General features: G+C 71.3%; 17 protein-coding genes and 1 pseudogene. 15 read left to right on the forward strand and 3 right to left on the reverse strand.

Annotated features, from left to right (window positions below; genetic code table 11):
• Positions 1 to 73 precede the first annotated feature (73 nt).
• Positions 74 to 622, reverse strand: coding sequence for a hypothetical protein (locus tag ACIBLC_RS40340; protein ID WP_399216477.1), 549 nt, complete (start codon positions 620 to 622; stop codon positions 74 to 76).
• A gap of 377 nt (positions 623 to 999) precedes the next feature.
• Here ACIBLC_RS40340 and fmt point away from each other — a divergent pair, with 377 nt between their 5' ends.
• Positions 1,000 to 1,932: a methionyl-tRNA formyltransferase gene (gene fmt, locus ACIBLC_RS40345; protein WP_399216478.1), complete on the forward strand. Its 933-nt coding sequence runs from the start codon at positions 1,000 to 1,002 to the stop codon at positions 1,930 to 1,932.
• A gap of 202 nt (positions 1,933 to 2,134) precedes the next feature.
• Positions 2,135 to 3,559, forward strand: a complete 1,425-nt coding sequence (locus ACIBLC_RS40350; RefSeq protein ID WP_399216479.1) for an RsmB/NOP family class I SAM-dependent RNA methyltransferase — start codon at positions 2,135 to 2,137, stop codon at positions 3,557 to 3,559.
• Positions 3,560 to 3,564: 5 nt separating this feature from the next.
• On the opposite strand, the gene ACIBLC_RS40355 is transcribed toward ACIBLC_RS40350, so the two are convergent.
• Positions 3,565 to 5,763, reverse strand: coding sequence for an MMPL family transporter (locus tag ACIBLC_RS40355; protein ID WP_399216480.1), 2,199 nt, complete (start codon positions 5,761 to 5,763; stop codon positions 3,565 to 3,567).
• A 134-nt stretch (positions 5,764 to 5,897) separates the two neighbouring features.
• Here ACIBLC_RS40355 and rpe point away from each other — a divergent pair, with 134 nt between their 5' ends.
• From rpe to ACIBLC_RS40395, 8 genes and pseudogenes are all read left to right on the forward strand, one after another.
• The gene (rpe, locus tag ACIBLC_RS40360) at positions 5,898 to 6,584 is read left to right on the forward strand and encodes a ribulose-phosphate 3-epimerase (protein WP_399216481.1); all 687 of its coding nucleotides are present in this window, start codon (positions 5,898 to 5,900) and stop codon (positions 6,582 to 6,584) included.
• A 78-nt stretch (positions 6,585 to 6,662) separates the two neighbouring features.
• The gene (locus tag ACIBLC_RS40365; protein WP_399216482.1) at positions 6,663 to 7,706 is read left to right on the forward strand and encodes a sugar-binding transcriptional regulator; all 1,044 of its coding nucleotides are present in this window, start codon (positions 6,663 to 6,665) and stop codon (positions 7,704 to 7,706) included.
• Positions 7,707 to 7,755: 49 nt separating this feature from the next.
• Positions 7,756 to 8,184, forward strand: a complete 429-nt coding sequence (locus ACIBLC_RS40370) for a ribonuclease domain-containing protein (RefSeq protein ID WP_399216483.1) — start codon at positions 7,756 to 7,758, stop codon at positions 8,182 to 8,184.
• Positions 8,181 to 8,606: a barstar family protein gene (locus ACIBLC_RS40375; RefSeq protein ID WP_399216484.1), complete on the forward strand. Its 426-nt coding sequence runs from the start codon at positions 8,181 to 8,183 to the stop codon at positions 8,604 to 8,606. The genes ACIBLC_RS40370 and ACIBLC_RS40375 overlap by 4 nt, the downstream gene beginning before the upstream one ends.
• Positions 8,607 to 8,775: 169 nt before the next feature.
• Complete coding sequence (locus tag ACIBLC_RS40380) at positions 8,776 to 10,218, forward strand: GuaB1 family IMP dehydrogenase-related protein (protein WP_399216494.1); 1,443 nt, start codon at positions 8,776 to 8,778, stop codon at positions 10,216 to 10,218.
• A 107-nt stretch (positions 10,219 to 10,325) separates the two neighbouring features.
• On the forward strand, positions 10,326 to 10,763 hold the full coding sequence (locus ACIBLC_RS40385) for a hypothetical protein (protein ID WP_399216485.1): 438 nt from the start codon (positions 10,326 to 10,328) through the stop codon (positions 10,761 to 10,763).
• 58 nt (positions 10,764 to 10,821) lie between these two features.
• Positions 10,822 to 10,932: pseudogene (locus ACIBLC_RS40390) on the forward strand (amino acid permease C-terminal domain-containing protein); the annotation flags it as partial.
• A gap of 10 nt (positions 10,933 to 10,942) precedes the next feature.
• Positions 10,943 to 11,395, forward strand: coding sequence for an Lrp/AsnC family transcriptional regulator (locus ACIBLC_RS40395; protein ID WP_387188058.1), 453 nt, complete (start codon positions 10,943 to 10,945; stop codon positions 11,393 to 11,395).
• 94 nt (positions 11,396 to 11,489) lie between these two features.
• Here the strand turns inward: ACIBLC_RS40395 and ACIBLC_RS40400 are convergent, their stop codons facing one another.
• The gene (locus ACIBLC_RS40400) at positions 11,490 to 12,230 is read right to left on the reverse strand and encodes a GntR family transcriptional regulator (protein ID WP_399216486.1); all 741 of its coding nucleotides are present in this window, start codon (positions 12,228 to 12,230) and stop codon (positions 11,490 to 11,492) included.
• Positions 12,231 to 12,441: 211 nt separating this feature from the next.
• Between ACIBLC_RS40400 and ACIBLC_RS40405 the strand changes: the two genes are divergently transcribed.
• From ACIBLC_RS40405 to ACIBLC_RS40425, 5 genes are read left to right on the forward strand one after another with little or no spacing between them, the layout of a single operon-like run.
• On the forward strand, positions 12,442 to 13,596 hold the full coding sequence (locus ACIBLC_RS40405; RefSeq protein WP_399216487.1) for an ABC transporter substrate-binding protein: 1,155 nt from the start codon (positions 12,442 to 12,444) through the stop codon (positions 13,594 to 13,596).
• Positions 13,593 to 14,489 carry an ABC transporter permease gene (locus ACIBLC_RS40410; RefSeq protein WP_399216488.1) on the forward strand — a complete coding sequence of 299 codons (897 nt, stop codon included), beginning with the start codon at positions 13,593 to 13,595 and terminating at the stop codon, positions 14,487 to 14,489. The genes ACIBLC_RS40405 and ACIBLC_RS40410 overlap by 4 nt, the downstream gene beginning before the upstream one ends.
• Entirely contained in the window at positions 14,477 to 15,292 is an 816-nt protein-coding gene (locus ACIBLC_RS40415) for an ABC transporter permease (protein WP_399216489.1), read from the forward strand. Before ACIBLC_RS40410 ends, ACIBLC_RS40415 begins: the two co-directional genes overlap by 13 nt.
• 12 nt (positions 15,293 to 15,304) lie before the next feature.
• Positions 15,305 to 16,387, forward strand: a complete 1,083-nt coding sequence (locus ACIBLC_RS40420; RefSeq protein WP_399216490.1) for an ABC transporter ATP-binding protein — start codon at positions 15,305 to 15,307, stop codon at positions 16,385 to 16,387.
• A 53-nt stretch (positions 16,388 to 16,440) separates the two neighbouring features.
• Complete coding sequence (locus ACIBLC_RS40425; RefSeq protein ID WP_399216491.1) at positions 16,441 to 17,916, forward strand: HAD-IA family hydrolase; 1,476 nt, start codon at positions 16,441 to 16,443, stop codon at positions 17,914 to 17,916.
• The last annotated feature ends 132 nt before the right edge of the window (positions 17,917 to 18,048 follow it).

Below are 18,048 nucleotides of genomic sequence, written 5' to 3' on the forward strand. Positions count from 1 at the left end.
TCCCGGGCCTGGCGGCGACGGGAGGCGGACGGACCGAGGGATGTCAGCCGTTGCGGCGGACGGAGGATGGGTGTCAGCCGTTGCGCGGACCCGGGAAGGCGGTGGGCCTCACTTCCTCGCGAAGGGCGGAGCTGCCCGCCGTCGGCTGGGTCGGCATGGAGCGGGCGGCGGGGACCGTCGGCACCGGCATGGTGGGGATGCCCGTGTTGACGGCGACGGTGTGGTTGCCCGCCGGCTCCGTGGCGCGCTCCGCCTCCGCGGCTGCCTGTGCGGTGGCCCGGCGGGCGCCGTAGCGGCGGTGCACCGCCTGCTTGGTGACCCCGAGGGCCGAACCCACCGCGTCCCACGAGAAACCCAGTGAGCGGTCGAAGTCCACCGCGGCCGTGACCAGGGTCTCGACGCTGTCCCGCAGCTCCTGGGCGAGGCGGACGGTCGGGGCGGGGGCGCGTCCGTAGACGACGAAGCCCGCGGAGGGGCCCGAGCGGCGCGGGCGGTAGACGTTGCCCAGTTGGGCGGTGAGCGTGCGCAGTGCGTCCACCTGCCGGCGGACCCGCTCGATGTCCCGCACCAGCAAGTGCAGGCTGGCCCGAGCCTGGGCGTCGTGGGTTGCGTGGTCGGCCATGAACAAGCCTCTCGAACCGGCGTTGAAAAGGATCGGGCCGCGATCGCGGCCCGTTGTGGTCAACTCTTTCTTGACCAACGCGTTTACGGGTGAGTGGTCACGCTGCGGGGGCGTAAGGGCATATGCACGGGGCGCGTCACAGGGCGTACGCCCCCGGCGGACTGTTGACCCTCGGCGGACTTCGCCCGGCTCGTGCGTTCCCGCTTGGACCGTCTGTGCGAGTGGCCGCCGGGTGCGGGCCTCCCGAGCGGTCCGAGCGGCCCCCGCGCCCCCGACGCCCCGCCCCGCATAGACTGGTGCGCTGCCCCGCACCCCTGCCGAGGACGGTGTGCGCGCGGGGTCTGAAGCGTTCCCCTCCGAGAGGTCAACCGCCACCCATGAAGCTCGTCTTCGCAGGTACCCCCGAGGTCGCCGTTCCCGCCCTGGACGCCCTGATCTCCTCCGGGCGGCACGAGGTGGCCGCCGTCGTCACGCGGCCCGACGCGCCGGCCGGGCGCGGGCGCCGGCTCGTCGCGAGTCCGGTCGCGGAGCGTGCGGAGGAGGCCGGCATCGAGGTGCTGAAGCCGGTGAAGCCACGGGACGAGGAGTTCCTGGCCCGGCTGCGGGAGATCGCGCCCGACTGCTGTCCCGTTGTCGCGTACGGCGCCCTGCTGCCCCGGGTCGCGCTGGACGTCCCGGTGCACGGGTGGGTCAACCTGCACTTCTCGCTGCTGCCCGCCTGGCGCGGTGCCGCACCCGTGCAGCACTCGATCATGGCGGGGGACGAGATCACCGGCGCCTCCACCTTCCTCATCGAGGAGGGGCTCGACTCCGGACCCGTGTACGGCACCGTCACCGAGGAGATCCGGTCCACCGACACCAGCGGCGACCTGCTCACCCGGCTGGCCTTCGCCGGCTCCGGGCTGCTCGCCGCGACCATGGACGGCATCGAGGACGGCACCCTGAAGGCCGTGCCACAGCCCGCCGACGGCATCTCCCTGGCACCCAAGATCAGCGTCGAGGACGCCCACGTCGACTGGACGGCTCCGGCGCTGCGCGTGGACCGGGTCGTACGCGGGTGCACGCCGGCGCCCGGTTCCTGGACCGTCTTCCGGGGCGAGCGCCTCAAGCTCATCCAGGTCGCTCCGGTGATCGACCGCGCCGACCTCGCGCCTGGCGAGCTGGCCGTCGGCAAGAACAGCGTGCACGTGGGGACCGGTTCGTACGCCGTCGAGCTGCTGTGGGTCCAGGCCCAGGGCAAGAAGCCGATGCGGGCCGCCGACTGGGCACGCGGGGTGCGGATCGCCTCCGGGGAGCGGGTCGGGGCCTGACCCGGCACGCCGCCGGGGTATCCGGCACCACGCCCGCGACCCGGCATCGCCTCCCCGACACCGTCGGGACATCGAGGGCGGCGCCCCGCACCACCCCGCGCACCGGGACAGGCCACCCGGCGACACCACCGAGCCCCGACGCCGGTCCCCCGGCGTACGCTGACAGACGTACCTTGTTTACCGGATCCGGAGCACCTTTTTCGTGAGTGAGCAGTCCCGTCCGCCGCAGAAGACCGGCAAGCCCCACCGTCGTCCCAAGAAGGACGCGGTCCGCATGCTCGCCTTCGAGGCGCTGCGTGCCGTGGACGAGCGGGACGCCTACGCGAACCTCGTGCTGCCGCCGCTGCTGCGGAAGGCGCGCGAGAAGGGCGACTTCGACGGGCGGGACGCGGCCCTGGCGACCGAGCTGGTGTACGGGACGCTGCGCCGGCAGGGGACGTACGACGCCATCATCGCCGCCTGTGTAGACCGGCCGCTCCGCGAGGTCGATCCGCCGGTCCTCGACGTGCTCAGCCTGGGCGCCCACCAACTGCTCGGCACCCGTATCCCGACCCATGCCGCGGTCTCCGCCTCCGTCGAGCTCGCCCGTGTGGTGCTCGGCGACGGGCGGGCCAAGTTCGTCAACGCCGTCCTGCGCAAGGTGTCGCGGCACGAGCTCGACGAGTGGATCGAGCAGGTCGCACCGCCGTACGACGACGACCCCGAGGACCATCTCGCCGTCGTCCACTCGCACCCCCGGTGGGTCGTCTCCGCACTGTGGGACTCCCTCGGCGGCGGTCGCGCCGGGATCGAGGACCTGCTCGAAGCCGACAACGAACGGCCCGAGGTGACCCTTGTCGCCCGGCCCGGGCGGTCCACCGCCGATGAGCTCCTCGACGTGCTCGGCGAGGAGTCCGCGCTGCCGGGCCGCTGGTCGCCGTACGCCGTGCGGCTCTCCGAGGGCGGCGAACCGGGTGCCATCGACGCCATACGGGAAGGCCGTGCCGGGGTTCAGGACGAGGGCAGCCAGCTCGTCGCGATCGCCCTGGCGAACGCCCCGCTCGACGGGCCCGACAAGGCATGGCTGGACGGGTGCGCCGGTCCCGGCGGCAAGGCCGCCATGCTGGCCGGGCTCGCCGCCGAACGCGGTGCCCTGCTGCTCGCCTCCGAGAAGCAGCCGCACCGCGCCAAGCTGGTGGCGAAGGCACTCGCCGGGAATCCCGGGCCCTACCAGGTCATCGCCGCCGACGGGACCCGTCCGCCGTGGCGGCCCGGCACCTTCGACCGCGTGCTCATGGACGTGCCCTGCACCGGGCTGGGCGCCCTGCGCCGCCGTCCCGAGGCCCGCTGGCGGCGGCGCCCCGAGGACCTGGAGGGCTTCGCACCGCTCCAGCGGGGACTGCTGCGCACGGCACTCGAATCCGTCCGGACCGGCGGCGTGGTCGGTTACGCGACCTGCTCGCCGCACATGGCGGAGACCCGGGCCGTCGTCGACGACGTGGTCAAGCAGTACGACGCCGAACTCATCGACGCCCGGCCGCTCCTGCCCGGCGTACCGGCCCTGGGCGACGGTCCCGACGTACAGCTGTGGCCGCATCTGCACGGGACGGACGCGATGTACCTGGCGCTGATCCGCAGGACCGGGTGACCCGGCTAGTCCGGCCGTGAGGCCGGTTCCGGGGCCGGTGCTTCTGCCGTCGGCGGGGCCGGGTCCGTGCTGTCCTCGTGCGCCAGCCGGTGTGGCCACCACACCTTCGGGCCCGCGTCCAGGAACAGGGACGTGACCAGCACCGAACGCACGATGAAGGTGTCGAGCAGGACGCCCAGCGCCACCGTGAAGCCGAGCTCCGCGAAGGCCACCATCGGCAGCGTGGCCAGTGCGGCGAAGGTGCCCGCCAGGACCAGGCCGGCCGAGGTGATGACCGCGCCGGTCGCGGTCAGGCCTGTCACCACGCCCTTGCGGGTGCCCTGACGGGCCGCTTCCTCGCGGATGCGGGTGGTCAGGAAGATGTTGTAGTCGATGCCCAGGGCGACCAGGAAGACGAAGACGAACAGCGGAAAGTCCGTCGACTCGCCCGCGTAGTCGAAGATGTACCGGAACGCCAGAGCGCTGATGCCGAGCGCTGCCGCGAAGGACAGCACCACCGTTCCGATGAGCAGCAGAGGCGCAACCAGGGCGCGGAGCAGCCCGCACAGGATCAGCAGAACCACGACCAGCACCAGCGGGATGATCAGGAGGTTGTCGTGGGTCGTCGCCTTGTCCATGTCGAGCAGGGCCGCGGTGCCGCCACCCACCTGAGCGTCGGCGTCCGGGACGGCGTGAACGGCGTCCCGGACCCGCTCCACCGTCTGTTTCGCGGCCTCGCTGTCGGCGGGGGCGGTCATCGTGGCCTCGAAGAGGGCCTGCCCCTCGAACTCGCTCTTCGTGCCGGGTGGCAGGCCGAGGGAGTCCGGTACGACCCCGGGCGTGTCGGCCACCGCCCGCCGGACCTCCTCGGACCGGGCGCTGTCGCTGACCACGACGAGTGGATCGCCGCTGCCCGCGGGGAAGTAGCGCGCGGACACCTCCTGACCGACGATCGAGTCGGGTTCGCCGGTGAAGGCGTCGGCGTTGCTGATGCCCTCCGCGCGCAGCTGGATCAGGCCCAGCGAGAGCAGTGCGAGCACCGCCGCGGTGACGCCCCAGATCATCCGCGGGCGGCGCGAGATGCGGCGGCCCATCCGTGCCCAGATGCCGTGCTCGGTCGGATCGGCCGAGCCGAGTGTCGGGATCACCGGCCAGAAGATCCAGCGGCCGAAGATCACCAGCAGAGCGGGGAACAGCGTCATCATCGCGACCAGCGCGACCGCGACACCGATGGCGGCGACCGGGCCGAGGCCGCGCGTCGAGTTCATCTCGGCGGCCAGCAGCACCAGCATGCTCAGCACGACGGTGGCGCCGGAGGCCAGTACGGCGGGGCCCGCGCGGTGCAGGGCAAGCGCCATCGCCTCGTGGCGGTCCTCGTGGCGGCGTAGTTCCTCCCGGTAACGGGCGACCAGGAGCAGGGCGTAGTCGGTCCCCGCGCCGAAGACGAGCACGGTGAGGATGCCCGCGCTCTGGCCGTTGACCGTGAGTCCGGCGTGCTCGGCGAGGAAGTAGATCAGCGCCTGCGCGGTGAACAGCGCGGCGATCACACCGAGCAGCGGGACGACGATCAGGGTCGGGCTGCGATAGGTGAGCAGCAGCATCACGATGACCACGCCGAGCGCGGAGAACAGCAGCGTGGAGTCGATGCCCTCGAAGGCTTCGGAGAAGTCCGCGGACGTGCCGCCCGGGCCGGTGACGTGCACCGCGAGCCCCTCGCCGCCCTCGCCGGTCACCTCACGGATCGAGTCGACCGCGGGCGCGATCTCCTCCCAGCCCTTCTCGTCCATCGTGATGGGGACGATGATCTGGGCCGCGCGCGGGCCGGTCTCCCGGTCGTAGACCGGTCCCCGGGTCTCCGCGCCGCGGATGCCGTGCGCGGTCAGTTGCTTGATCTGCGCCGCGTCCTCGGCGATCCGGGTCCGGTCCTGTGCCGTGAGGCCGTCCGCGCGGGCGTACACGACGATCGCCGGGATCTGCTCCGGCCTGAAGTCCTCGGAGATCTCGAGGACTTGGGTGGACTCGGCGGAGCCGGGCAGCCAGGAGGCCGCGTCGTTGTCCTGGGCGTCGGTGAGTTTCTGGGCGAACGGCGCGGTGAGCACCAGCAGCACCAGCCACAGGACCACCACCGCCCACTTGCTGCGCCGACCGCAGACAAGCCGGGCGATTCCCCGCCGTCGCTTTCCCGCTGGAACCTCTGAGACCTCTGGGACCTCTGGGACCGTCATGGCCACCCCCGTAGCCGCTCCTGGAGCCGGTGGGCCGCCCAGCATGGCATGTCGCGCCGTGCCACAACATCCGCGGAACGACCCAGGTCCGGACCGAGGAGAGCAACCGGCCCGGGACATGGCAGTCTTGGTGCATGGCCGTGCAGATCAACCCCAGCATCCTGTCCGCCGACTTCTCCCGTCTTGCCGAGGAGGCAAAGGCGGTGGAAGGGGCTGACTGGCTCCACGTCGACGTCATGGACAACCATTTCGTACCGAACCTCACGCTCGGGGTGCCGGTCGTAGAGTCTCTGGCCCGTGCGACGGACACACCGCTGGACTGCCATCTGATGATCGAGGACGCCGATCGGTGGGCGCCCCAGTACGTAGAAGCGGGTGCCGGTTCCGTCACCTTCCATGTCGAGGCGGCCGCCGCGCCGGTGCGGCTCGCCCGCGAGATCCGGGCCAAGGGCGCCCGCGCCTCCATGGCGCTCAAGCCCGCGACCCCGATCGAGCCGTACGAGGATCTGCTCCCCGAACTCGACATGCTGCTGATCATGACCGTCGAGCCGGGGTTCGGCGGCCAGTCCTTCCTCGACATCATGCTCCCGAAGATCCGGCGCACCCGCGAGTTGATCAGCAAGCACGGTCTCGAACTCTGGCTCCAGGTGGACGGCGGAGTTTCGGCCTCCACGATCGAGCGGTGCGCGGACGCCGGAGCCGACGTTTTCGTCGCCGGATCGGCGGTCTACGGGGCATCCGACCCGGCCAAGGCGGTACGTGCATTGCGCACGCAGGCTCAGGAGGTGACGGCCCGGGCGACATGGGCTTGCGACCACTGACCGAAGGGAACGTGAACGCCGCCCATCTGGGCTGATCAAGTACGCCGGATCTGCAAGGATGAACGGCGAATCCAGAGTGTGAACAGCAGTGAGGAGATCGCCGTGTCGGGTATGTCGACGGGCCGGTCAGCCATGCGGATGGGACCCGCAGAGCTGGTGCAGGCGGCGGCCATGGCCCGCCGCTTCTACCTCGAGGGCAAATCCAAGATCCAGATCGCCGAGGAGTTCGGCGTCAGCCGCTTCAAGGTGGCCCGGGTCCTGGAAACCGCTCTCGAACGGGATCTCGTGAGGATCGAGATCCGCGTCCCCGCAGAGCTGGACGCGGAGCGCTCGGACGCGCTGCGCGCCCGTTACGGCCTCCGGCACGCGGTCGTGGTGGAGTCCCCGGTCGAGGCCCAGGAGTCGCCCGACCCCGAGAACCTCGGCGAGGTCGCCGCGGACCTGCTCGGCGAACTGGTCAACGAGGGCGACGTGCTCGGCCTCGCCTGGGGCCGCTCCACCATTCACATGGCGGCGGCCCTCGACCGGCTCCCGCCGTGCACCGTGGTGCAGCTGACGGGGGTGTACGACGCCGGGACCGCCGAGCGCGGTTCGGTGGAGGCGGTACGGCGGGCGGCGCAGGTCTCGGGCGGCGACGCGCACCCGATCTACGCGCCGATGCTGCTGCCCGACGCGGCCACCGCGGCCGCGCTGCGCAACCAGACCGGGATCGCCCGCGCCTTCGAGTACTTCGACAAGGTCACGGTCGCCTGCGTGTCCATCGGCTCCTGGGAGGCCGGCATCTCCACGGTGCACGACATGCTCACCGAGGACGAGCGCGCCCACTACGCCACTCTCGGTGTCGCCGCCGAGATGTCCGCGCACCTCTTCGACGCCGAGGGGCGCCGGGTCGGCCGTGACCTGGGCGAGCGCTGCATCACCGTCGAGACGGACCGGCTGCGCCGCATCCCCGAGGTCGTCGCGATCGCGGGCGGTCAGCGCAAGGCGGCCGCCATCGACGCGGTGCTGCGGTCCGGGCTGGTCACCAGCCTGGTGACGGACACTTCCGCGGCCGACTACCTGATGACGGCGGGAACGACGCCGCGTCCGGCGCTGAACCGGGCGGACCCGGACGGTCCCTGAGGGCTCGTACGACGCGCCGTGAGGGGGCGGCCGTGGCAGCATCGACGTCATGTCGCCGCGGTTCGTCCCCCGTCTGCTGTCGGGACTGGTCATCTTGTTCGGGGTGCTGCTCATGGGCTGCGCGTCGACGGACACCAGTACGTCGCCCACTGTCACCAGTACCGTGCTGTCGGACGTGTCGGCCCCGCCCTGGGCCGGGGACCTCGCGACCGTCCCCGCCTCCCGGCTCCCCGCCGAAGCCCGCGAGACCCTCGCGCTCATCGACGACGGCGGCCCCTTCCCGTATGCCAGGGACGGCGCCGTCTTCGGGAACTTCGAGCGGGAGCTGCCTCGGCAGCAGCGCGGCTACTACCACGAATTCACGGTCAGAACCCCCGGCGAGAGCGATCGGGGAGCCCGTCGCATTGTCACCGGGGAGGGCGGCGAGATCTACTACACCGATGATCACTACAAGTCGTTCAGGGCGGTGCTGAGATGACGGACGACCCGCTCGCGCCGGTGCTCGACAGAAGCGCACCCGCCGGTGTCCTCTCCTGGCCCGCACAGCTGCCCGTGGAGCCCGCGCTCGAAGCCGCCCGGAAGGCGGGCTGGGAGACCCCGGTCCTGGACCTCTCGGGTGTCTCGGACAAGGACGGGCTCATGGCCGCATGCGCCACCGCGCTGCGGCTGCCGGACTACTTCGGCGCCAACTGGGACGCCCTCGCGGACTGCCTCGGCGACCTCGCGTGGTGGCCCGCCTCGCACGGCCGGCTGCTCCTCGTACAGGACTGGCAGGAGTACGCGGCGGCCGCGCCCGCGGACTGGCGCGTCCTCCAGGAGATCTTCGCCGACGCGGCGGCGCGGTGGCGGGACACCGACACCCCGCTGGCCGTGGTGATGGTCCTGTCGGAGGCCCACTAGCGCGCGGTTCCGGGCGGGGTGTCGGAGGATGCCACGAACCGTGCGCACCCCTGTCTGGAGGATCGGCCCGGGCCGCACATACCCGGCGCCGTGGGACAATGAAGTACGTGCTCTTCCCCCTGGCTGACCTGTCCGGGGGCCACCTCTGATCGACCGGGATGTGCAGCACGTGCGTTTCCTCAACGACATCCAGCCTCCGTACGACCTGACGTACGACGACGTCTTCATGGTGCCCAGCCGCAGCGCGGTCGGCTCGCGTCAGGGTGTGGACCTCGCTTCCCCCGACGGCACGGGCACCACGATCCCGCTGGTCGTCGCCAACATGACGGCGATCGCGGGCCGCCGGATGGCCGAGACCGTCGCCCGTCGCGGTGGGCTCGTGGTCATCCCGCAGGACATCCCGATCGAGGTCGTCACCGAGGTCGTGTCCTGGGTCAAGGGACGCCATCTGGTGCTCGACACCCCGATCATCCTCGCCCCGCACCAGACCGTCGCGGACGCGCTGGCGCTGCTGCCCAAGCGCGCGCACAACGCGGGCGTCGTCGTGGACGAGGAGGGCCGCCCCGTCGGCGTGGTCACCGACGCCGACCTCACCGGTGTCGACCGCTTCACGCAGCTCTCCGAGGTCATGGCCAAGGACCTGCTGCTGCTCGACGCCGACATCGAGCCGCGGGAGGCCTTCAACAGGCTGGACCAGGCCAACCGCCGCTACGCACCCGCCGTCGACAGGGATGGCCGGCTCGCGGGCATCCTCACCCGCAAGGGCGCCCTGCGCGCCACGCTCTACACGCCGGCCACCGACGCGAACGGACGGCTGCGCATCGCCGCCGCCGTCGGCATCAACGGCGATGTCGCGGGCAAGGCCAAGCAGCTCCTCGACGCGGGCGTCGACACGCTCGTCATCGACACGGCGCACGGTCACCAGGAGTCGATGATCAGCGCCGTCAGAACGGTGCGCGCGATCGATCCGCAGGTGCCGATCGCGGCGGGCAACATCGTCGCCGCGGAGGGCGTGCGCGATCTGATCGAGGCGGGCGCGGACATCATCAAGGTCGGTGTGGGCCCCGGTGCCATGTGCACCACCCGCATGATGACCGGCGTCGGCCGGCCGCAGTTCTCGGCCGTGAAGGAGTGCGCCGCCGAGGCGAAGAAGTACGGCAAGCACGTGTGGGCCGACGGCGGGGTACGGCATCCGCGCGACGTCGCGATGGCGCTGGCCGCGGGCGCGTCCAACGTCATGGTCGGCTCGTGGTTCGCCGGTACGTACGAGTCCCCGGGCGACCTTCAGCAGGACGCCGACGGGCGCCTCTACAAGGAGTCGTTCGGCATGGCGTCCGCCCGCGCGGTCAAGAACCGGACCAGTGACGAGTCCGCGTACGACCGGGCCCGCAAGGCCCTGTTCGAGGAGGGCATCTCCACCTCGCGCATGTTCCTCGACCCGTCCCGCCCGGGCGTCGAGGACCTGATCGACTCGATCATCGCGGGCGTCCGTTCCTCCTGCACCTACGCGGGTGCCAACTCCCTGGAGGAGTTCGCCGAGAACGCGATCGTGGGCATCCAGAGCGCGGCCGGCTACGCCGAGGGCAAGCCGCTGCACGCCAGCTGGAGCTGACTGCGCGTTTCTTCTCCCTGGTGCGGCCCCCGTGGGTGACTGCGGGGGCCGTCGCCATGCCGTCAGGACACCTTGACGTCAAGCTCGCTTGACGCGACGCTGAAGGCATGACGACACCACAGAGCATCGAGCCGCAGCACACCCTGCTGACCGCCGTGGCCCGGCTCGACGAGCTGCGGGTACGGGAGTCGCTCGCCGGGGCCGGGAGCGACGCCGAGGCGCTCGACAGGCCCGGGCTCCTTGAACTGCTCGCGCTGAGCGAGGTGGTGGCCCGCAAGGCGGCGTACGGACGTCAGCTCACCGTCCGTACGGCCCGCGAGGCGGGTGCCTCCTGGTCCCAGATCGGCGCGGCCCTCGGCACCAGCAAGCAGGCGGCCTGGGAGGCGCACAGCCGCTGGATCGACGGGCAGGCGGCGGCGTACGGGCGGCCCGGGCAGATGGGGTTCGACGAGGACGACGTGGCGCGGGCGCGGGCGGTCGCGGGGGAGCCGGACGAGGCCGAGTCCGGTTCGGACGGGGGCGGCCCCGGTTCGGAGAGGGCGTGAACCCGGCTCGGCTCCGACGGCTCGCGGATCCGTGTTCGGTCGCGGACTCCCGTACGTCAGCCTCTCGGCCGTCACCTGGGTGGTCTTCGGGGTCTGGACGGCCGCCGGGCTCGTGTTCTACTTCAGTTACGGCTACCGCCGGTCCCGTGTCGCCACCGTAGAAAAGTGAACCACCCGTAGTGCTGAACGATCTCGACGAACGCATCGTGCACGCCCTCGCCGAGGATGCGCGGCGCTCCTATGCCGACATCGGGCAACAGATCGGCCTGTCCGCGCCCGCCGTGAAGCGGCGGGTGGACCGGCTGCGGTCCAGCGGCGCGATCACGGGGTTCACCGTGCGGGTGGATCCGGCGGCGCTGGGGTGGGAGACCGAGGGGTTCGTCGAGATCTACTGCCGGCGCAACACCTCGCCGGAGACGATTCAGCGGGGTCTTGAGCGGTATCAGGAGGTCGTGGCCGCGTCCACCGTCACCGGGGACGCGGACGCGGTCGTGCAGGTCTTCGCCTCGGACATGCGGCACTTCGAGCGGGTGCTCGAGCGGATCGCGGGGGAGTCGTTCGTGGAGCGGACGAAGTCCGTGCTGGTTCTGTCGCCGTTGCTGCGCCGTTTTTCTTCCGGGTCGCCCACGTAGGTGCCGTCGGGGTTCGGTGGCGGCCGCGGGTTCATCGCGGCCGGACGCGGAGCCCTCGAGCGGCGCTTCTGCCCGGGGTGCTGCCAAGCCGCCGCTACTCCGCCGTTTTGCGGGCCAGCGCGTTGTTCCCTATCGAGTTGTGCACGCTGAAGCTCACGGCGTCCGAGCGGTAGCGGTCGTCGGACCACTCCACCGGGCGGCCTTCGCGGGTGGTCGTGACCCGGCGGACCCGGAGGAGCGGGCTGGTTCGGCGGACGACGAGGAGTTCGGCGTCCTGGGCGCTCGCCGCCACCGCGTCGATGACGTGCTCGCCGTAGGCGAAGACCAAACCCGTGTCCTCCAGCAGGTGTTGGGTGACGGAGGGGCAGTCGGGTTCGATGGCCTCGACGGCGGGGGAGATCCAGTCCGCGTAAACGGTCCGTTCCAGAAGGACCGGCTCGCCGTCCAGGCCGCGGACCCGCAGCACCTGCAACACAGCGGTTTTCTCCGGGAGTTGGAGACGCACCGCGTCCTCCGCCGTCGCCGGGCGGTACTCCTGCGTCACCACCCGGCCGGTCGCCTCCCGCCCCATCGCGCGCGCCCACTGGGCGAAGCTGCGCAGCTCGGCGAAACTCTGGCTGCGGCGGCCGGCCAGTACCACCCGGCGGGCACCCTGGCGTGAGCCGATGAGTCCCTCGGCGGTCAGGGTCGCGAACGCCTGACGGACCGTGCCGCGCGAGACGGCGTACCGCGCCGCGACCTCGGTCTCCGCCGGAAGCAGGCTGCCGACGGTGTAGTCCTCGCGGTCGATCGCCCGCCGCAACTCCTCGGCGATCTCCTCGTGTCGGGCCGGCATGCTTCCCCTCTGACTAGGTGGTTGTGCGCAGAGTGAGCAGCCTAGCCGAGGTGTGGAGGGGGCGGCGTAGGAGGGGATTGGCCAGGGAATCAGGGCTCAGGGTTTCGCCGGTGTTTACGAACAAGACATCAGCGGCGGGCCTACTGAGGGCAACTTGTTCATACAAGTTTTCCGTCCCACCACACCCTCGCGCGTAATTCCTGGAGAGACCGTGTCCGTGTTCCTGCCGAGGACCGCAGTCCTCACCGGCGGCCTCGCCGTCGTCGCCGCACTGACCCTGAGCGCCTGTGGCGCGGCCCCCGAAGAGTCCACCGCCGCCAACGGCAGGAATGCGGCCACCGCGACCTCCGCCGAGGACTTCGGCGGCCTCGACGCCCTGGTGACGGCCGCCAAGAAGGAGGGCAAGCTGTCGGCGATAGCCCTGCCCCGTGACTGGGCCAACTACGGCGCCCTCATCGACGGCTTCGAGAAGAAGTACGGCATCAAGATCACCGTGGAGAACCCGGACGGCTCCAGCCAGGACGAGATCAACGCCGTCACCTCCCGCAAGGGCCAGGACCGCACCCCCGACGTCCTCGACCTCGGCAGCTCCTTCGCTCTGAGCGCCGCCCAGCAGGGGCTGCTCGCGCCCTACCGGGTCGCGTCCTTCGGTGACATCCCCGAGGGCCAGAAGGACCCGAAGGGCCAGTGGTACAACGACTACGGCGGCTACATCTCCATCGGCTGCGACGCCAAGGCCGTCAAAACCTGCCCCACCACCTTCAAGGACCTGCTGAAGCCGGAGTACAAGGGGCAGGTCGCCCTCAACGGCAACCCCACCAAGTCCGGTTCGGCCTTCGGCGGCGTGTACGCGGCGGCCCTCGCGAACGGCGGCTCCTTCGACGACATCCAGCCCGGCCTCGACTTCTTCGCCGAGCTGAAGAAGAACGGCAACTACACGCCCGTCGAGTCGACCCCGGCCACCGTCGAGAAGGGCGAGACGCCGATCAGCATCGACTGGGACTACCTGAACGCCGGCTACGCCGAGGAGTTCAAGTCCAAGGGCGTCGACTGGAAGGTCTCGGTCCCGGAGGACGGCAAGTTCTCCCAGTACTACTCCCAGGCCATCAACAAGGACGCCCCGCACCCGGCGGCCGCCCGCCTGTGGCAGGAGTACCTCTACAGCGCCGAGGGCCAGAACCTGTGGCTCGCGGGATACGCCCGTCCGGTCCTGATGACCGCCATGGAGACGGCCGGCACGCTCGACAAGACCGCCGCCGCCAAGCTTCCCGAGGTCTCCGGCACGCCGAGCTTCCCGAGCGAGGACCAGCAGAGCAAGGCCAAGGAAGTGCTGGCCCAGGGCTGGGGCAAGGCCGTCTCCGGATGACCGCCACTCTCCCCGCGGTCGACGTGGTGCCCGTCGCTTCCCAGAAGCGCGGGCGCCGCGTCGCCGGCTGGCTCCCCGTGGTCCCGCTGCTCGTCTTCGTGGCGATCGCCTTCGGGATCCCCGCCCTGGCCATGCTGAACGGCGCCTTCACGGTGAAGGACCAGGCCACCGGCGCGACTTCGTACACCGCGGCCAACCTGACCGACTCGCTCCAGGGCGCCTACCTCACCGCCCTGATCGGCAGCGTCAAGCTGTCCGCCGTCTCCGCCTGCATCGCGACCGTCCTCGGACTGCCGCTCGCCCAGGCAGTGGTGACCTCACGCTTCAGCGCGCTGCGCGAGGCCGTGCTCACCGCGTCCGGTGTCCTCGCCAACTTCGGCGGCGTCCCGCTGGCCTTCGCGTTCGTCGCCACACTCGGCAACGCGGGTGTTCTCACCAGGCAGTTCGGCCTGGCGGACAAGGGCTGGAACCTCTACAGCTTCTGGGGTCTGGTCATCGTCTACCTGTACTTCCTGATCCCGCTGATGGTCCTCACCATCACGCCCGCCCTCGACGGACTGCGCTCCCAGTGGCGCGAGGCAGCGCGGAACAACGGCGCCACCTCCTCGCAGTACTGGCGGCACGTCGCCCTGCCCGTCCTCGCACCCTCGCTGCTCGGCGGACTCGTGCTCCTCTTCGGCAGCGCCTTCGCCGCGTACGCCACGGCGGCGGCCATGGTGGGCAGCGCGGTCCCGCTGGTCACCCTCCAGATCGCCGACGCCATCTCCGGCAACGTCCTGGTCGGCCAGGAGAACGTGGCGCTCGCCCTCAGCCTCGACATGGTCCTGATCGCGGGCGTGGTGATGGCCGTGTACCTGCCCCTGCAACGACGGAGCGCGCGATGGCTCGCCTGAACCTCTGGCGGTGGGCCGTACTGGCCCTCGCCGGGCTGTACTTTCTGGTGCCGCTGGCCGCGTCCGTGATCTTCACCGTGGACGTGCCGGGCCAGGGGATCACCTTCGACGCGTACAGCGAGATCGTCTCCACCGAGGGCTTCACCTCCAGCCTGGTGCTCTCGCTGGAACTCGCCCTCGCCACCATCGCCGTGGTGCTGCTCCTGATGGTGCCCGCGATGGTCGCGCTGCGGCTGGGCGCGCCCCGGCTGCGGCCGGTCGTCGAGGTCGTGTGCTCGCTGCCGCTGGTCGTCCCGCCGATCGCGTTCGTCGCCGGGATCTCCACGGTCCTCAAGTGGGGACCCGAACACCTCTCCCGTACACCGCTGTTCCAGACCTTCGTGGCGATCCAGAACCCGAGCTTTCCCTTCATCCTCGTGCTGGCGTACGTCGTGATGGCGCTGCCGTTCGTGTACCGGGCACTGGACGCCGGGCTGCGCGCCGTCGACATACGCACGCTCGTCGAGGCCGCCCGGAGCTGCGGCGCTCCCTGGCCGCAGGCGCTCGTCCGGGTCGTGCTGCCCAACCTGCGCGGGGCGCTGCTCAACGCCTCCTTCCTCACACTGGCGCTGGTGCTCGGCGAGTTCACGGTCGCGCAGCTGCTCGGCTTCCAGCCGTTCGCCGTGTGGATCTACAGCGTCGGCGGCTCGCAGGCGCAGCTGTCCGTCGCGGTGTCGGTGCTCAGCCTGCTCCTCACGTGGGCGCTGCTTCTCTCGCTCGCCGTGTTCGGCGGGCGCTCCCGTACAGCATCCGCTTCGGCCTGACGAGGGTGAACCATGACTGCCACCACGATCCAGAAGACGGCCGAGAAGGCCGCCACCGTCGAGTTCCGCGGCCTGCGCCGCGAGTTCGGCTCGACCGTCGCCCTCGACGGGCTCGACCTCACCGTGCGGCCCGGTGAACTCCTCGCCCTGCTCGGCCCGTCCGGCTGCGGCAAGACCACCGCGCTGCGCATGCTCGCCGGGTTCGAGCACCCCGACTCCGGCGAGGTGCTGGTCGACGGCGCGGACGTCACGCGCGTCCCCGCGCACCGCCGGGACGCCGGCATGGTCTTCCAGTCCTACAGTCTCTTCCCGCATCTGAGCGCCCTCGACAACGTGGCCTTCGGTATGCGGATGCGCAAGGTCCGTACGGCTGAACGCCGGGCCCGCGCGGCCGAGTTGCTCGAACTGGTGGGACTCGCCGACAAGGGGGAGAGCTTCCCCCACCAGCTCTCCGGCGGCCAGCAGCAGCGCGTCGCGCTGGCCCGGGCGCTCGCCCTGCGCCCGCGGGTGCTGCTGCTCGACGAACCGCTCTCCGCCCTCGACGCCAAGGTACGGCTCAGCCTCCGGGAGGAGATCCGCCGGCTTCAGCAGGAACTCGGCATCACCACACTGTTCGTGACGCACGATCAGGAGGAAGCCCTGTCCATGGCGGACCGGGTCGCCGTGATGCGGGCCGGGCGGCTCGAACAGTGCGCCGCGCCCGCCGAGTTGTACGGCCGTCCGGCCACCCCGTTCGTCGCCGAGTTCGTCGGCACGATGAGCCGGATCCCGGGACGGCTGAGCGGCGGCCTGGCGGAGGTGCTCGGGCAGCGGCTTCCCCTCGACGGAGAGGCGCCCGTCGTGGCGGAGGGAGATGTGGTGGACGTACTCGTACGACCCGAGGCCGTACGGGTACGGGCCGACGACGCCGGTGACGCCCGGGTCGTCGCCACCGCGTTCCTCGGGGCGGCCACCCGGGTCACAATACGGCTCGCCGACGCCACCGAGGTCAAGGCGGACCTGCCGACGCACGAGGCGGTGACGCTCGGATCGGGGGCCGCCGTGACGGTGAGCCTGCCCGAGCGGCCGGTACTGGTCGCCGCGCGCGCCAACTGAACCACCCCCCGGTCGAGCCCTTCTCGGGCCCGTGTCGATTGAAAGAGAGTTCCGTGACCCACCGCACCACCCCCCGGCCCATCCTCCAGGCCGTCCTGTTCGACATGGACGGCACGCTCGTGGACACCGAGCGGCTGTGGTGGGAGGCGGTGGAACAGGTGGCCGACGGGCTCGGCCGGCGACTGACAGGGGCCGACCAGCCGGACGTGCTCGGACGCCCGGTCGAGTACACCGCGGCCTGGCTGGGCGGGATCACCGGCACCCCGGTGGAGAGGGTCGCCGGGGAACTGCACCGGGAGTTCGCCGACCGCGTCCGCACCGGCATCGTGCCCCGCCCCGGCGCGCTCGAACTGCTCGACTCCCTGGCCCGGGACGGCGTACCCACCGCGCTGGTGACCGCGTCGCCGCGAGCCGTCGCCGACACCGTCCTGGAGGCTCTGGGCGCCGGGCGCTTCGCCGTCTCCGTCACCGCAGACGACACCGAGCGCACGAAGCCGGCACCCGATCCCTACCTCGCGGCCTGCCGCGCCCTCGGGGTCGACCCTGCCGCGTGCGTCGCCGTCGAGGACACCCAGACGGGCGTCAGCTCCGCCGAGGCCGCGGGCTGCGCCGTGCTCGCGGTGCCCTCGCTCGCGCCGATCGCCCCCGCCCGCGGACGGACCGTCCTCAGCAGCCTGCGTGAGGTGACCCCGGCGCGGTTGCGGGCCATGGTCGCGCCGCACGAGCTGCGGGTGATGAGCTGGAACCTCTGGTACGGCGGTACGAAGGTCGACGACCACCGGGAGAAGCAGCTCAAGATCATCACGGAGGCGGGCGTCGACGTGGTCGCGCTCCAGGAGACGTACGGGACCGCCGCGCGGGAACTCGGCGAGGCGCTCGGCTGGTACCACCACCGGGCCGGCGGCAACCTCGGCATCATCAGCCGGTATCCGATCACCGCCCGCCTCGGCGACCCGGACGTCGGCTTTTACGGGGGCACCGGGGTGCGGATCAGACTGGACGGCGGCCAGGAAGTCGCTCTCTGGAGCGCCCATCTCGACTACACGCCGTACGGGCCCTACGAGGCGCGCTTCGACGGGCTTCCTGCGGCCGAGCTGATCGCCCACGAGGGGGTGCGGCTCGGCCAGATGCGGGAGATCCTCCGGTGGATCGCCGACTCGGCCGATGCCGGCACGCCCGTTCTGCTGCTGGGGGACTTCAACGCTCCCTCGCACCTCGACCGGTCCGATGTCGAGTGGCCCGTCACGAAGGCGGCCGAGGAGGCGGGGCTGATCGATTCGTATCGCGAGGCTCACCCCGATCCCGTGCGTGATCCGGGGCACACCTGGTCGCCGGTTCACGTCGAGCACGAGGACGGGAGCGGGCGGGCCGAGCCGCAGGACCGGATCGACTACGTCCTGTACCGGGGGTTGCGGGTGCTCGACTCCCGCGCGTTCGTCAGCGGGAGCCCGCGGGCGTGGCCGGATGTCGCGGGGAACGAGTGGCCGTCTGACCATGCTGCGGTGATCTCCACGTTCGGATTGAGGTAGGGGTTGTTCGCCCCCTCCGCCCCTTCCCGTCCCGTTTCTGGGGGCTGCCGCCCCCAGACCCCCGCTTCGCGCTGACGCGCTCGTCCTCAAACGCCGGACGGGCTGGAAATAGCCCCTCCGGCGTTTGAGGAG

Origin of the sequence: Streptomyces sp. NPDC050535 (assembly GCF_044457665.1) — a bacterium.
Classification (GTDB): domain Bacteria; phylum Actinomycetota; class Actinomycetes; order Streptomycetales; family Streptomycetaceae; genus Streptomyces.